11 protein-coding genes are annotated in these 14,573 nt (G+C 72.4%); 9 read left to right on the top strand and 2 right to left on the bottom strand.

What is annotated here, in order from left to right; all coding sequences use genetic code 11:
• Positions 1-9 precede the first annotated feature (9 nt).
• Genes ACFHWY_RS20580 through ACFHWY_RS20560 form a run of 5 tightly spaced genes read left to right on the top strand, consistent with a single transcriptional unit; the run spans position 10 to position 5,165 of the window.
• Positions 10-849 carry a hypothetical protein gene (locus ACFHWY_RS20580; RefSeq protein WP_416581851.1) on the top strand — a complete coding sequence of 280 codons (840 nt, stop codon included), beginning with the start codon at positions 10-12 and terminating at the stop codon, positions 847-849.
• The gene (locus ACFHWY_RS20575) at positions 849-2,678 is read left to right on the top strand and encodes a class I SAM-dependent methyltransferase (protein WP_416581885.1); all 1,830 of its coding nucleotides are present in this window, start codon (positions 849-851) and stop codon (positions 2,676-2,678) included. Before ACFHWY_RS20580 ends, ACFHWY_RS20575 begins: the two co-directional genes overlap by 1 nt.
• Positions 2,675-3,409, top strand: coding sequence for a cytidylyltransferase domain-containing protein (locus tag ACFHWY_RS20570; RefSeq protein ID WP_416581850.1), 735 nt, complete (start codon positions 2,675-2,677; stop codon positions 3,407-3,409). Before ACFHWY_RS20575 ends, ACFHWY_RS20570 begins: the two co-directional genes overlap by 4 nt.
• Complete coding sequence (locus ACFHWY_RS20565; RefSeq protein ID WP_416581884.1) at positions 3,406-4,509, top strand: PseG/SpsG family protein; 1,104 nt, start codon at positions 3,406-3,408, stop codon at positions 4,507-4,509. Before ACFHWY_RS20570 ends, ACFHWY_RS20565 begins: the two co-directional genes overlap by 4 nt.
• Positions 4,510-4,529: 20 nt before the next feature.
• Entirely contained in the window at positions 4,530-5,165 is a 636-nt protein-coding gene (locus ACFHWY_RS20560) for an alpha-ketoglutarate-dependent dioxygenase AlkB (protein WP_416581849.1), read from the top strand.
• A 19-nt stretch (positions 5,166-5,184) separates the two neighbouring features.
• On the opposite strand, the gene ACFHWY_RS20555 is transcribed toward ACFHWY_RS20560, so the two are convergent.
• Both ACFHWY_RS20555 and ACFHWY_RS20550 read right to left on the bottom strand, forming a co-directional pair.
• On the bottom strand, positions 5,185-7,668 hold the full coding sequence (locus ACFHWY_RS20555; RefSeq protein ID WP_416581848.1) for a DNA gyrase/topoisomerase IV subunit A: 2,484 nt from the start codon (positions 7,666-7,668) through the stop codon (positions 5,185-5,187).
• 32 nt (positions 7,669-7,700) lie between these two features.
• Positions 7,701-9,758: a DNA gyrase/topoisomerase IV subunit B gene (locus ACFHWY_RS20550; protein ID WP_416581883.1), complete on the bottom strand. Its 2,058-nt coding sequence runs from the start codon at positions 9,756-9,758 to the stop codon at positions 7,701-7,703.
• Between the two features lie 330 nt (positions 9,759-10,088).
• Here ACFHWY_RS20550 and ACFHWY_RS20545 point away from each other — a divergent pair, with 330 nt between their 5' ends.
• The 4 genes from ACFHWY_RS20545 (at position 10,089) to ACFHWY_RS20530 (ending at position 14,558) form a co-directional block, all read left to right on the top strand.
• Positions 10,089-11,348, top strand: coding sequence for a hypothetical protein (locus ACFHWY_RS20545; protein ID WP_416581847.1), 1,260 nt, complete (start codon positions 10,089-10,091; stop codon positions 11,346-11,348).
• Between the two features lie 181 nt (positions 11,349-11,529).
• Positions 11,530-12,378, top strand: coding sequence for an alpha/beta fold hydrolase (locus ACFHWY_RS20540; RefSeq protein WP_416581882.1), 849 nt, complete (start codon positions 11,530-11,532; stop codon positions 12,376-12,378).
• A 118-nt stretch (positions 12,379-12,496) separates the two neighbouring features.
• Positions 12,497-13,135, top strand: a complete 639-nt coding sequence (locus tag ACFHWY_RS20535) for a hypothetical protein (RefSeq protein ID WP_416581846.1) — start codon at positions 12,497-12,499, stop codon at positions 13,133-13,135.
• A gap of 376 nt (positions 13,136-13,511) precedes the next feature.
• Entirely contained in the window at positions 13,512-14,558 is a 1,047-nt protein-coding gene (locus ACFHWY_RS20530; protein ID WP_416581845.1) for an NAD(P)-dependent alcohol dehydrogenase, read from the top strand.
• Positions 14,559-14,573 lie beyond the last annotated feature (15 nt).

Raw genomic sequence — 14,573 nt, 5'->3', positions numbered from 1 at the left:
GGACGCCGGATGCACCACGCGAACCACTTCTACGGCCACGCCCACGTGCTGGCCCGTTACGCCGGGCTGGGCGACGGGCATCCGCCCCGGATCGACGGGTACATCCAGCACGGCTGGAACATCGGCGACGGCCTCGCCCCCGGACACCCGTACGCCGAGCGGACGCCGAGTCTGCTCTGGTCGGAGCAGACCCGGCGGCGGGCCTGGTCGGTCGGGCGGCGCAACGTCACGGTGATCGGGGCACCGTTCGTCTACCTGCTGGCCACGGCGGAGCAGCCGGGGCCGGCGGAGCCGGAGCGGGCGGGCACCATCTGGTACCCGTTCCACGGCTGGGAGGGCCAGCACGTCAAGGGCGACCACAAGGAGCTGATCGCCCGGATCCGGGACACCGAGCCGGGCCCGGTCACCGTCTGCCTGTACTGGCACGAGCACCGGATGCGCCGGGTGCGCCGGCTCTACGAGAACGCCGGTTTCCGGGTCGTCTGCCACGGCTACCGCGGCCACTGGTGGAAGGACACCGACCCCGAGTTCCTGCACCGCCAGCTCGCCGAGCTGCGCCGGCACGCCCGCGTCGCCTCCAACCGGCTGACCAGCGCCATCTTCTACGGCATCGCCGCCGGGTGCGAGCCGGCCGTGTACGGCGACCCGATGGTGCTGGCCGCCGAGGACCCGACGTTCGGCGGCACTGCCCGGATCCGCCGGCAGTGGCCCGAACTGCACGGCGAGCAGGTGCATCTGCCGACCGCTGTCGGGATCGCCCGCGCCGAACTGGGCACCGACCACCGCCACCCGCCGGCCGCGCTGCGGGAGCTGCTGGGCTGGGCGGACCCGCAGGAGGAGACGACGTGATGACCGAGACGGCGCCGACGGTGTCGCTGCCCGGCGGCGAGATGCTCGCCTGGTCGGACCGGCGCGACGGCGCCACCGACCGGCCGCTCGCGGCGCTGGCGGCGCGCCTGGTGCCGGCCGGCGCCCGGGTGCTGGTGGCCGGCCCGCACGACCCGGTGCTGCTCGACGCGCTGGCCCACGCCCGGCTCACCTGCCTGCTACGGGGCTACCCGGACGCGGAGGCGGTCGCCGGCCGGGTGGAACGGGTGCTGGTGGCCGGGCCGCACGGCCTGCCCACCGGCGAGGAGTACGACGTGGTGATCGCCGGCGCGGGGTTGGACGCCGTCGAGTCGGTCGAGGGTGAGCGGCTGGGCTGGGACGGGCTGCTGGCACGCCTGGTGGCGGCCCTGCGACCCGGTGGTGACCTGCTGTTGCGGGTGGACAATCCGCTCGGCGTGCACCGGCTGGTCAGCGCGTCGAGCTGGTACGCCGGCCGGAGCGACACCGAGTGGACGGTAGGCGGGGTGCTCGACACGTCCCGCCCGACCAACCTGGAACAGGCCCACGCCCGGCTGGCCGTGGCGGGCGCGCGGATCGGCTCCTGCTATGCCGCGTACCCGCGCCCCGACCTGACCACCGCGTTGCTCTCGGCCGACGTGTTGTCCCGGCGGACCGACTCCGGGTTGTTCGACGCGGTGCTGCACGAGGCCTGCACCGAGGGCTTCACCGGTCAGTTCGTACTGGCCGACCCGGCCCGGTTGGCTGTCGACGCGCTGCACGCCGGCCGGGCGACCGAGCTGGCCCCGTCCTGGCTACTGCACGCCCGCCGGGCGACCGGCGAGCCGGCGAGCGCCGACAGCGGGGAGCCGGATGACGCGCAGCCCGAGGTCGGGGGGCCGAACGGATTGCCGGTGCTGCTGCGGGCCGCTGCGGCCGACACCGTGGTCGAGGTGCTCGACGGGCCGGACGGCTGGCGTTGGCACCGTGCCGACTCGGGCTCCGGCGGGCCGGCGCCCACACCGTCCGACAGCCGGCAGGCCGCCCACCGCGACCCGCAGGCGCCGCAGGGGCCGGTGCCCGACGGGCGCCTGCTGCGCAGCCTGCTGCTCGACGGCTGTCTGCGCCGCGACACCGCCCTGCTGCGCCGGCTGCTGCACGGGTACGCCGAGTGGCTCGACGGCGAGGCGGAGCGGGGACAGCTCGCCGGGGCGGTCGCGCTTGCCGGGGCGGACAATCTGGTCGTCGTGGGTGACCGCTTCGCGGTGCTCGACCCGAGCTGGCGGGCCGACGCCCCGATGCCGGTCGACGTGGTGCTGGCCCGGACCCTGTGGCGCTTCGCCACCGAGCTGCTCACCGGCGGGTGCGCCCACCCGTGGATTTCCACGTTGGACGCGGCGGGTTTGACGGTGGTGCTCGGCGGGGTCGCCGGACGGGACTTCGACCGGGCCGTTGTGGGCGCTGCCGTGCAGGCGGAGGCCGTGGTCGGTGCCGTGGTACACGGGCCGCAGCAGTCAGCCGGGCGGGTCGACCCGGGCACCGGGACCGTCCCGCCGGCCGGGCCGCGCAGCTATCAGCAGCTGTACGAGACCTGGTTGCGCGAACGGGAGGAGAACACCCGGCTGGCCGCGCTGCTCGAGTGGACCGAGGAGTTGCTCGACGCACGCGAGCGGGCACTGCGCCGGACCGAGGCGAAGATCAACCTGCTCAGCGGTTCGCTGAGCTACAAGGTCGGCCGGCTGGCCATCACGCCGGCCCGGATGGCCAAGCGGGGCGCCGGGGCCGCCAAACGCCGGGCCCGCGCGGCGATCGCCGCCAAACGGCAGGAACAGACGAAACGGGAGCAGAAGTGACCGAACGGATTGTCGGGGTCGTGCAGGCCCGGATGGGCTCGTCCCGGCTACCCGGCAAGGTGCTGCGGCCCCTGGCCGGACGCAGCGTGCTCGGCCGGGTGGTCCGGGCCGCCCAGGACAGCGGGGTCCTCGCCGACCTGGTCGTGGCCACCAGCACCGACACCGGCGACGACGCGGTCGTCGCCGAGTGCGCCCGGCTCGGGATCGCCTGCCACCGAGGCCCGGTCGACGACGTGCTGACCCGGTTCGTCGGCGCGCTCGCCGCACACCCCGCCGACGCGGTCATGCGATTCACCGCCGACTGCCCGCTGCTGGACCCGGAGATCGTCGCGCTGGTCGCCTCGGTGTATCGCGCCGTGCCAGGCTTGGACTACGCCAGCACGTCGATCGCCCGCACCCTGCCGCGCGGGCTCGACGTCGAGATCATCCGGGGGGACGCGTTGCGCACCGTCGACCGGCTCGCCACCGACCACCACCGGGTGCACGTCACCTCGTACGCGTACGCCCATCCGGAGCTGTTCCGGGTGCTCGGCGTCACCCTCACACCGGACCGCTCGCAGCTGCGGCTCACCCTGGACACCGAAGCGGACTGGGACCTGGTCAGTACGGTGGCCGACCACTTCGGCGACGTCAGCGTGCCGCTGGCCAAGCTCGCCGACTGGCTCGACGGGCAGCCGTCGCTGCGCGCGCTCAACGCCGACGTCCGGCAGAAACGGCTGGAGGAGTGCTGAGCCCGGTACGCGTCGGGCTGCGCTGCGATGCCGGGCCGCAGCGCGGCGTCGGGCACCTGGTCCGCTGCCTCGCCCTCGGCGAGGAGTTCCTGGCCCGGGGCGCCACGGTCGAGGTGTTCGGTGCCGTCGACGGCATCGACTGGGCCGCCGGGCAGCTCGCCGCCCGAGGCATCCCGCTGCACCCCGGCCCGGACACCCCAGACGGGCTGGTCGCGGCGGCCCACCGGCACTCCCTTGACGTGTTGGTCCTCGACTCCTACGAGCTGGATCCTGCCGGAGCGGGCGCGCTGCGCGCCGCCGGCGTGGTGACCCTGGCCATCGTCGACGGCGACACCCGGGGCCAGGACGCCGACCTCTACCTCGACCAGAACTTCGGCACCGATCTCGGGGTGCCGGCGGGGCGGCTGCTGGCCGGCAGCCGCTACGCCCTGCTGCGCGACACCGTGCTGGCGGCCCGCCCGCCAGCGGCCCCTTCGACGGACGGGCCGGTCACGGACGGGCCGGCGGCGGACGCGGCGGTGGTGAGCCGTCCGGCGGTGCTGGCCTTTTTCGGCGGCACGGACGCGGCCGGCGCGGCACCGGCGCTGACCGAGGTGCTGCTGTCGACCGGGTTGCCGATGGAACTCACCGTCGTCGTCGGCCGACCCGGGACGGCCGCACGGCTGGACCGGCTGACGCCCGGGCCGGGACAGTCCCTGCTGCCGGTGCCACCGACCGGCGGGCTGCCCACGCTGATCGCCGCCGCCGATCTGGTGGTCAGTGCGGCCGGCACCTCGACCTGGGAGCTGTGCTTCCTGGGGGCGGCGTCGGCGCTGGTCTGCGTGGTGGACAACCAGCGCGAGTCGTACCACCGGGTCGTCGCGGCGGGACTGGCCGCCGGGCTCGGCGAGCTGCCGGAGCTGGCTGCCGCCGGCCCGGCCGGTGCGGCGGCGCGGACCGCGGCGGCGCGCACCCTCGGCGGGCTGCTGAGTGACGGTGCACAGCGGGCGGCGTTGTCCGCGCGGGCACAGGCGGCGGTTGACGGGCGCGGCCGGGAACGGGTGGTCGACGCGGTGCTCGACACCCTCACCCACCGACCGGAAATAATACACTTGTACTAATAGCCTGCTATGGTGGGCTCATGTCGCAGGCCGCGTACCAGCCGTCGATGCTGGACGTCACCGACGCCGCACCCACCCTCTGGCCGCTGCGCGGCCAGCTGCGCCGGCACCCTCTCACCGGGGACGCCTGGGTCGACCACCTGCCGGGTTGGGTACACGGCTCCGACCAGGTGCTCGACGTGCTGTTGCGAGACGTGCCGTGGCGAGCCGAGCGGCGTACCATGTACGACGCCGAGATCGACGTGCCCCGGCTGCTCTGCTGGTACGGCGCCGGCCGGCCGCTGCCACACCAGGCGCTGTCGGCGGCCCGGGAGACACTGACCCGGCACTACGCCGACGAGTTGGGCGAGCCGTTCGTCACCGCCGGCATGTGCCTCTACCGCGACGGCCGCGACAGTGTCGCCTGGCACGGTGACACGCAGGGGCGTTCCGCACACACCGACACGATGGTCGCCATCGTCTCGTTCGGCTCGCCCCGCCACCTGCTCCTTCGCCGCCGCGGCGGCGGCGCCAGCCTGCGCTTCCCACTGGGCCACGGCGACCTGGTGGTGATGGGCGGCTCCTGCCAGCGCACCTGGGAACACGCCATACCCAAGACCACCCGCCCGGTCGGCCCCCGGGTCAGCGTCCAGTTCCGCCCCGCCGGCGTGGCCTGAACCAGCTCGCCGGGCGGTCTCAGTTGCGGTCGATCTGGTGGCCCACGACGCTGGGGCCGAGCATGACAGCGAAGCCGGAGCCGTCGCGGCGTGGGTCGGCGGCGGGCAGCTCGACCGGGTCGCCGTTGGCGGTGGCACCCACCGGGCGGGGGCCGATCCAGCCGACGACCACATCGGTCTCACCCTTGAGGAACCGCTGCGCGCGCACCCCGCCGGTCGCCCGTCCCTTCGCCGGGTACGCCGCCAACGGCGTCACCTTGACCGTTCCGCCGGTCGAGGTGACCACCATCGGCTCACCGTGCTGCGGGTCGTCGGTGCGGATCGCGCCGAAGAAGACCACCTGAGCCCCCGCCGGCAGGGCGATGCCCGCCATCCCGCCACCCTTGAGACCCTGCGGACGGATGGTGCCGGCGGGGAACCGCAGCAGCAACGCCGCGCTGGTCAGGAAGGCCAACGTCTCGGTGCCGCCGGTCAGCCAGGTGGCGCCGACCACCTCGTCGTCGTCGCGCAGCCCGATCACCTCGAACTCGTCGGAGCGCACCGGCCAGTCGGGGGCACACACCTTCACCACACCCTGCCGGGTACCCAGCGCCAGCCCTGTCGAGCCGCCTGCGGTGGAGTCGAGCGGCGCGAGACCCACCACCGTCTCGCCCGGCTCCAGCGGCACCAGCTCGGCAGCGGACATCCCGCCACGCAACGACACCGTGCCGGCCTGCTCGGGCAGCACCGGCAGCGGCAGCACATCCACCTTGAACGCCCGGCCGGCACTGGTCACCAGCAGCACCCGGCCCCGTGCGGTCGAGTGCACCACGGCGCGAACCGCGTCGTGCTTGACCCGGCCGTGCCGGCGACGCCCCTCGGCGGCCTCCTCCGACTCGGCGGCGGTACGGGCGACCAGCCCGGTGGCCGACAGGATGACCTGGCAGGGGTCGTCGGCCACCTCCAGCGGCCCGGCCGGCGCGGAGGCGGCGAGCACCTGCTTGAGGTCACCGTCGACCAGCGTGGTCCGCCGGGGCGCGGCGAACTGCTTGACCACTGCGGCCAGCTCGTCCGAGACGACCTTCTTCAGCACGTTCTCGTCGTCGAGGATGGTGGACAGCTCGGCGATCTCGGCGCGCAGCTTCGCCTGCTCAGCCTCCAACTCCAGGCGGTCGTACTTGGTCAACCGACGCAGCGGAGTGTCCAGGATGTAGGTCGCCTGGATCTCGGAGAGCCTGAACTGGCGCATCAGGCCGCTCTTGGCCGCCTGGGCGTCCTCGCTGGCCCGGATCAGCTTGACCACCTTGTCGATGTCGACCAGGGCGATCAGTAGACCGTCGACCAGGTGCAGCCGCTCCTCCCGCTTACGCTTGCGGTGGGCGCTGCGCCGGGTCACCACCTCGTACCGGTGCGCCAGGAACACCTCAAGCAACGGCTTGAGCCCGAGGGTGCGCGGCTGCCCGCCGACCAGCACCAGGTTGTTGACGCCGAAGGACTGCTCCAGCGGGGTGAGCCGGTAGAGGTCGGCGAGCAGCGCCTGCGGGTTCACCCCGACCTTGCACTCGATGACCAGGCGGGTGCCGCTCTCCCGGTCGGTGAGGTCCTTGACATCGGCGATCCCGGTGAGCCGCTTGGTCTTGGCCACCTCGTTGGTGATGGCGGCGATGACCTTCTCGGCACCCACCCCGTACGGCAGCTCGACCACGGTGATGGCCTGCCGGCCCCGGCTGCCCTCCAGCGGCCCGATCTCCACCTTGCCGCGCATCCGCACCACGCCGCGGCCGGTCTCGTAGGCCCGGCGCACCTCGTCGAGGCCGAGCAGCAGACCGCCGGTGGGCAGGTCGGGGCCGGGCACGAACTCCATCAGCTTGTCCAGGGTGGCGCTCGGGTGCCGGATCAGCCAGCGGGCCGCCGAGACGACCTCGCCCAGATTGTGCGGGATCATGTTGGTCGCCATCCCGACCGCGATCCCGGAGGTGCCGTTGACCAGTAGGTTCGGGAAGGCCGCCGGCAGCACGGTCGGCTGGGTCAGCGAACCGTCGTAGTTGGGCTCGACGTCGACGGTGTCCTCGCCCAGCTCACCGACGAGCAGCATCGCCTCCCGCGACATCCGGGCTTCGGTGTATCTCGCCGCCGCCGGTCCATCGTCCGGGCTGCCAAAGTTACCGTGCCCGTCGATGAGCGGCACGTTGAGCGAGAAGTCCTGCGCCAGACGGACCATCGCGTCGTAGATCGCGGTGTCGCCGTGCGGATGGTAGCGACCCATCACGTCGCCGACCACCCGGGCCGACTTGACGTACGCCCGGTCCGGCCGGAAACCCGCCTCGTGCATGGAGTAGAGGATGCGCCGGTGGACCGGCTTGAGGCCGTCGCGGGCGTCGGGCAGGGCGCGGGAGTGGATGACCGAGAAGGCGTACTCCAGGTAGGAGTCGGAGACCTCGGTGGTCAACGGGTTGTCGATGATCCGCGCGCCGGCCCGGTCGAACGCGGAGTAGTCGACCTTCGTTTCCTTGCGCCGTGCCATGGCTCAGCTTTCCTTCCCGAAAGACCCGGTGGTCAGGCGTCGATGGCGTCGCGGTCGACGCGGTCGGCGGAGTCGATCAGCCAGTTGCGGCGTGGCTCGACCTTCTCCCCCATCAGCAGTTCGAGGACCCGCTCGGCGGCCTCGACGTCGTCGAGGGTGATCCGCCGTACCGACCGGGTGGCCGGGTTCATCGTGGTCTCCCACAACTCCTCGGCGTCCATCTCGCCCAGCCCCTTGAAACGCGGGATGGGAGTAACGATCTGTTTGCCGGCCTTCTCCAGCCTGCGCACCGTCGTCTCCATCTCCACCTGCGTGTAGGTGTAGACGGTCTCCGGACTGCGCCCCTTGGTGGTGATCTTGTGCAACGGCGGCATCGCCGCGTAGAGCCGGCCCGCCTCGATCAGCGGCCGCAGGTAGCGGGCGAAGAGGGTGATCAGCAGCGTCCGGATGTGGGCTCCGTCGACATCGGCGTCGGCCATGATGAGCACCCGGCCGTAGCGCAGTGCCGACAGGTCGAAGGTGCGCCCGGAGCCAGCACCGAGCACCTGCACGATCGCCGCGCACTCGGCGTTGTCGAGCACCTGCTGGAGGTTGGCCTTCTGCACGTTGAGGATCTTGCCGCGAATGGGAAGGAGCGCCTGGTACTCGGCGGAACGAGCAAGCCGCCCCGTCCCCAACGCGCTGTCGCCCTCCACGATGAACAATTCACTACGGTCGATACCGGAGGCGCGGCAGTCGACCAGCTTGGGCGGCATCGACGCGCCCTCCAGGGCGGTCTTGCGACGGGCGGCGTCCTTCTGCTGCTTCTGGGTGAGCCGCACCCGGGCCGCGTCGACGATCTTCTGCAGGACCGTACGGGCCTCGGTCTTCGTCCTCCGGTCGTCCAGCCAGGACTTGAGATGCTGCTCGACCAGCCCCTGCACCACCTTGGTGATGCCGGCGGTGGAGAGCTCGTCCTTGGTCTGGGAGGTGAACTGCGGCTCGGGCACCCGCACGTGCACCACCGCCGTCATACCCTCAAGGACGTCGTCCAGGGTGGGGGCGTCCTCCTTGGCCTTGAGTAGGCCACGGGTGTTGCGGACGGCCTCGGCGAGGGTACGAGCCAGCGCCCGCTCGAAGCCCTTGCGGTGGGTGCCGCCGTGGGCGTTGCGAATGGTGTTGGTGAAGCACTCGACGGTGCGCTCGTAGCCGGTGCCCCAGCGGAACGCCACCTCGACCTCGGCCCGCCGCTGCACGTTGGACTGCATGACGCCGTTGGCGTCGGCGGCGTTCTCCCGGTAGGTCCCCTCGCCGACGACCAGCAGCATGCCGGAGACCGGCCGATCGCCGGCCGGCGCGAGGAACTCCACCATGTCGGTGAGCCCGTTGGGGTAGTGGAAGTGCTCCTCGGTCGGCTCGTCGGCCGTGTGGTCGCACAGCGTGTAGCTGACGCCGGGCACCAGGAACGCGGTGTGCCGAAGCTTGGCCCGCACGGCGTCGTGGTCGAGCCTGGCACCGGTCTCGAAGTAGCGGGGGTCGTGCCAGTAACGGATCGAGGTGCCGGGGCGATGGCCCCGCTTCATCGCGCCGACGACCTGGAGCCCAGGGCCGGGGGTGAACGGCGCGTCGGGGCCGGCACCGTCGAAGACGCCGGGTACGCCGTGCCGGAACGACATGGCGTGGACCTTGCCGCCCCGACGCACCGTGACGTCGAACCGGCGGGACAGCGCGTTGACCGCCGAGGCGCCCACGCCGTGCAGGCCGCCGGAGGTCTTGTAGCCGGAGCCGCCGAACTTGCCACCCGCGTGCAGCCGGGTGAGCACCAGCTCGACGCCGGAGATGCCGGACCGGGCGTGTACGTCGGTGGGGATGCCCCGGCCGTCGTCGTCGACCTGCACCGAGCCGTCGGGGTGCAGGACTATCTCGATCTGCTTGGCATGACCGGCGACACCCTCGTCGGTGGAGTTGTCGAGAATCTCGTTGACGAGGTGACCCACGCCACGGCTGTCGGTGGAGCCGATGTACATGCCGGGCCGTTTGCGGACGGCGTCCAGCCCCTCGAGGTGCGTGAGGTCGTCGGCCCCGTACAGGGTCTCAGGCTCTGCGGTCAACTGGTCGTACTCCCGGGTCTCGGCGATGTGCTGCCCCGCACCGTCGGCGGTCGGGCCGGCGCGGGCACGCCGCAGCGAGCGTAGCCGCACGCCCCGACAAGCCGCGCGGACACCCGTACGGCACGCCCTGGACCACTGCTGGCGGACCTGCCGCGGTCAACGCCCCGACACCTGACCTTATGCCCGGCGCCCGAGGTCGGCGAAGCACCGTCGGCCCCGCGAGCACCACGCGTCACAGATGTTTCCCGTTGTTGACGTTCGTCACACCTGCGTGATCTCATCACCTCCACAAGAGGATCTTTCACATTTCCATTAACGGATGGGATGCCCATGTCCGCGTTGCGCCGCACCGCCGCCGCTATGGCCCTGGCCGTCGCCACAGCGACCCTCGCCACCGCCGTCGCCGCACCCGCCCCCGCCTCGGCAGCACTGCCCACCGCCGCGATCGCCCTCGGCGACAGCTTCATCAGCGGCGAAGGCGCCGGCGCCTACCAGCCGGTGGTCGACGCGACCGGCGTGGCGCGGACCTTCCCCGGTTGGACCGCACCGAACAGCAACGCGTACTTCTGCCACCGCTCGGCCAACGCGTCGCTGCACAAGGCGTCGCTGCCCGGCATTCAGCACCGCTTCAACCTGGCCTGCTCGGGCGGCCAGCCGCACGACATCGCCGCCGCGTCCTCGGCACGAGCCACCGGTCGGCAGGTCTCCGCCCAACTCGACCAGTTGCGCGCGGTCGCGCAGACCCACGACATCGACCTGGTGCTGATCGGGCTCGGCTCCAACAACAGCTCGTTCACCTTCGGCGGGGTCGCCGAGAAGTGCGCCAACCGCTTCATCGCCGACGCCTGGACCGGCTGGTGGGAGTTCTGGGCGTACCTGAACGGCCCGGTGGAGCAGAGGCCCTGCTCCGACGCCGACCTGGCCACCGCGGCCCAGATCACCGCCGCCACGGCCGAGACCACCGCGGCCGTCCGCCAGATCCTCACCACCCTGCGCGAGGTGGACCCCGACGGGCAGCACCGGGTGGTGTTGCAGGACTACACCAACCCGCTGCCGCTCGAGCTGGCCCCGACCTACCACTCGGAGGACAACCGCAGCGACACCCGGGACAAGTTCCGCGCGCTCGGCGCAGAGCGGTACGCGGCCGGCTGCCCGATCCACCGGGCCAGCCTCGCTCCCGGGCAACGCTTCTCGCAGGGCCTCGGCAGCATCGTCAGCGCCACCCGGAGCACCCTGGCGGCCGAGTTCCCCGGCGCCGACCTGGTCTACCTCAACGTGCAGCGGGCCTTCGACGGCGCCCGGCTCTGCGAGAGCGCCAACAGCCCGGCCGGCACTCTGGCCACCCCGATCCGATTGATGGACAATCCACCCAACGGCACCTTCGTCACCAGCCTCTCTGGCAAGAACAAGATCGCCATTCAGCGGATCGCCAACACCTGCGTGAGCTACTTCCAAACCTGCCAGGAGTCATGGCACCCGAACGCCGCCGGCCACCAGGTACTGGGCCAGTGCCTCACCGGCGCTGCCGCCACCGCCGCGGGCTCGGTCGCCTGCGTACGCACCTCGACCGGCGCCATCACCGTCTCCTGACCCCACCGCACCCTGGACTCCCCGCCGCCCCGCCGCCTCGTCGATCTAGGGACGAACGTCGTCAGTCGATCTCCAGCCGCGACGAACAGCCCTAGATCGACGAGAGGCCGTCCTGCGCCGGGGCGGCCTCTCGCCGGTGGCTACTGGCCGGTAGCGTGGTGGGGTGAGTGGGGGGAACGGGATGGTGGAATACCAGCAGGAGTACGTCCAGGTCGATGGCGCCCGTCTCGGCGTGCAGGTGTACCCGGAGCCCGACGGCATGGCCGACGCTCCGATGGTGCTTATCGCACCGGCGATGGGTGTTCGGGCCCGCTACTACCGGCCGTTCGCCGCCGCGCTGCGCGACGCCGGACTGGCCGTGGCCGTGGCGGACCTACGCGGCACCGGCGAGAGCACTCCCCGGCCGAGCCGGGCCTGCCGGTACGGCTACGCGGAGCTGGCCGCCGACATCGGGGCGACGCGGGCGGCGCTCAAGCCACGGCTCGACGGTCGCCGCACCCTGCTGCTGGGGCACTCCCTCGGCGGACAGGCCGCCGTGCTGCACCTGGCCTTGCACGAGGCGCACGAGGTGGACGGCCTGGCGCTGATCGCGGTCGGTATCCCGTACTGGCGCGACTTCGCCGGCCCCCGGCGCTACGGGGTGCTGCCCTACACCCAGGGCATCGCCGCCACCGCCCGGATGCTCGGCGTCTGGCCCGGATGGGGCTTCGGTGGCCGGCAGGCCCGTGGGGTGATCCGCGACTGGGCGCACACCGCCCGCACCGGCCGATTCCCGCACATCGGCGGGGTCGACGCCGAATCGGCAATGGGCCGGGTCCACACTCCCGTGCTGGCCATCAGCGTCGACGGCGACCAGTACACCCCGCATCCCACGCTGGACCGGCTCTGCGCCAAGCTCGACGCGGCACCCGTCGAGCGCGAGCGCTTCCACGTTCCGGGCACCGCGCTGGACCACTTCACCTGGGTACACGCTGCCAGGCCGCTGGCCGCGCGGGTGGCCGGCTTCGCCAGCGGGCTGCCGTCGCGTTGACGGGCCCGCCCCGCCGGAGCCGGGAACCTCGCCCGTGGCACCGCGCACCGTGAGCTCGGCGATTAGCCGCTCCGGACCTGGGTAATCCGCTGCGCCCGACACGGCGGAAGGGGACCTCATGTCTGACAGTCACACCGCACTACGTTCGATGCACGATCTGGGCCTGGCGGCCTGGTTCGGCGGATCTCTGATGGGTGCCTTCGGCGTCAACGGCGCCGCGGCCCGCATCGACGACTCGACCCAGCGGCTGCCAACGGCCTCGACCGGCTGGACCCGCTGGACCCCGGTCAACGCGGCAGCCATCGGTGCCCATCTCGCCGGGGCGGTCGGCGAGCTGGTGACGGAGAGCCCGCGGATGGCCGCCCAGGCCGGGGTCGGCCGGGCGAGCACAGTGAAGACGGCGCTGACCGTCAGCGCCCTGGCGGTGACCGGCTACAGCCGGCTGCTCGGCATGCGCCTGGCCAAGGCCGGTCGGCCGTCGGTCGAGGGAGTCACCGAGCCGAACGGGCAGACACCGACGAACGTGGCGTCCTGTCAGCGCAAGTTGAAGATGTTGCAGTGGACGATCCCGGCGTTGACCGGCGCGCTGATCGTGATGACCGCGTACATGGGCGAGCAGCAGAAGCCGGGGCAGGTCCTGCGCGGCATGCTCGGCCGGGCGAACGGGCTGATGCACGGATCGAAGACGTCGGGCAAGGGCGCTGGCGGGATGGCGACGATGCACGCGGTGCGGCAGATGGCCATGTCCGGCCGCTGACGGCCGACCCGTACCCGGCGGTGGGGCCGGGCGCACCGCCGGACCCGGCTCCGTCGCGGCTGAGCTACCCCGACGACGCGGCGGGCCTGGCACCGCTGAGCCGACGCCGACGCGGGCGGCGCACACCGCGTCGGCGCTGGTCTCGGTGAGTTCGCGTACCCACCTCGATGCCACCGGTGTAGTTCTGTGCACCGCCAAGGAGGCGGTTCGGCAACCGCTGGGCCCCGCCCGAGGGTGCCGGACCGTTTCCCAGCGGCAGGTGCAGGAATCCTGCTCGGCGAGCGGGAGGCGTGCCACGGCAGCGAGTTGGGTTGGGCCGACATCCAGCGGGCAGGCCCGGCCACAGGTGACACCGATCCCGATACCGGAGGCAAGGATGCGCGCGCTACGGCTGCCCAGCTGGAAGACCGAGCCGGAACTTCTCGAGGTCGACGAGCCGACGCCCGGCCCAGGTCAGGTGGTGGTGCGCGTCGGCGCTGCCGGCGCCTGCCACTCCGATCTGCACCTGATGCACGATTTCGAGGCGGGCGCGGTGCCGTGGAGACCACCGTTCACGCTCGGCCACGAGAACGCCGGCTGGGTGCACTCCCTCGGCGCCGGAGTGACCGGCCTGGAGGTGGGTCAGGCCGTCGCGGTCTACGGCCCCTGGGGCTGTGGAAGCTGCGCCCGCTGCCGGGTCGGCGCCGACAACTACTGCGAGGATCCGGCCGCCGCGCCGGTACCGGGCGGCGGCGGTGGCCTCGGCCTGGACGGCGGGATGGCCGACTACGAGTTGGTGCCGGCGTCCCGGCACCTGGTGCCGCTGCCGGAAGGCCTGGATCCGGTCGCGGCCGCACCGTTGACCGACGCGGGCCTCACTCCGTACCACGCGATCCGCCGGTCCTGGCCGAAGCTGCCGCCCAGCAGCACGGCGGTCGTGATCGGCGTCGGCGGGCTCGGGCACATCGGCGTGCAGATCCTCAAGGCCACCACCGCGGCCCGGGTCGTCGCGGTGGACAACCGGGACGAGGCGTTGTTGCTCGCCGAGGAGTGCGGCGCGGACCTGACGCTACGCTCCGACGAGCGCACCGCCGAGGAGATCCGCAAGGCCACCGGCGGCAGGGGCGCAGACGTGGTGTTCGACTTCGTCGGCGTCGACGCCACGTTGAGGCTCGGCGTGGCCGCCGCACGGACCGTCGGTGACCTGACCATCGTGGGTATCGGCGGCGGCTCGCTGCCGGTCGGCTTCTTCTCGGTGTCGTACGAGGTCAGTATCCAGACCACGTACTGGGGCAGCCGGCCGGAGCTGATCGAGGTGCTAGACCTCGGCGCGCGCGGCTTGGTGCGACCGAGGACGACCACGTTCGGCCTGGACGACGCGATGCGGGCGTACCGGATGATGCAGGACGGGTCGCTGGAGGGTCGGGCCGTCGTCGTGCCCTGATCGCCGGCCTAGAAT

This window comes from Micromonospora sp. LOL_024 (genome assembly GCF_048060415.1).
Classification (GTDB): Bacteria; Actinomycetota; Actinomycetes; order Mycobacteriales; family Micromonosporaceae; genus Micromonospora.
Note: the sequence above shows the minus strand (reverse complement) of the source record. Positions and strands in the feature narration are given on the sequence as shown.

Excerpts from the sequence above, each read along its gene's own strand:
- ACFHWY_RS20530 (WP_416581845.1), top strand. The coding sequence starts at position 13,512 with ATGCGCGCGCTACGGCTGCCCAGCTGGAAGACCGAGCCGGAACTTCTC.
- ACFHWY_RS20560 (WP_416581849.1), top strand. The coding sequence starts at position 4,530 with ATGTCGCAGGCCGCGTACCAGCCGTCGATGCTGGACGTCACCGACGCC.
- ACFHWY_RS20580 (WP_416581851.1), top strand. The coding sequence starts at position 10 with ATGCACCACGCGAACCACTTCTACGGCCACGCCCACGTGCTGGCCCGT.
- ACFHWY_RS20540 (WP_416581882.1), top strand. The coding sequence starts at position 11,530 with ATGGTGGAATACCAGCAGGAGTACGTCCAGGTCGATGGCGCCCGTCTC.
- ACFHWY_RS20545 (WP_416581847.1), top strand. The coding sequence starts at position 10,089 with ATGTCCGCGTTGCGCCGCACCGCCGCCGCTATGGCCCTGGCCGTCGCC.
- ACFHWY_RS20575 (WP_416581885.1), top strand. The coding sequence starts at position 849 with ATGACCGAGACGGCGCCGACGGTGTCGCTGCCCGGCGGCGAGATGCTC.
- ACFHWY_RS20555 (WP_416581848.1), bottom strand. The coding sequence starts at position 7,668 with ATGGCACGGCGCAAGGAAACGAAGGTCGACTACTCCGCGTTCGACCGG.
- ACFHWY_RS20535 (WP_416581846.1), top strand. The coding sequence starts at position 12,497 with ATGTCTGACAGTCACACCGCACTACGTTCGATGCACGATCTGGGCCTG.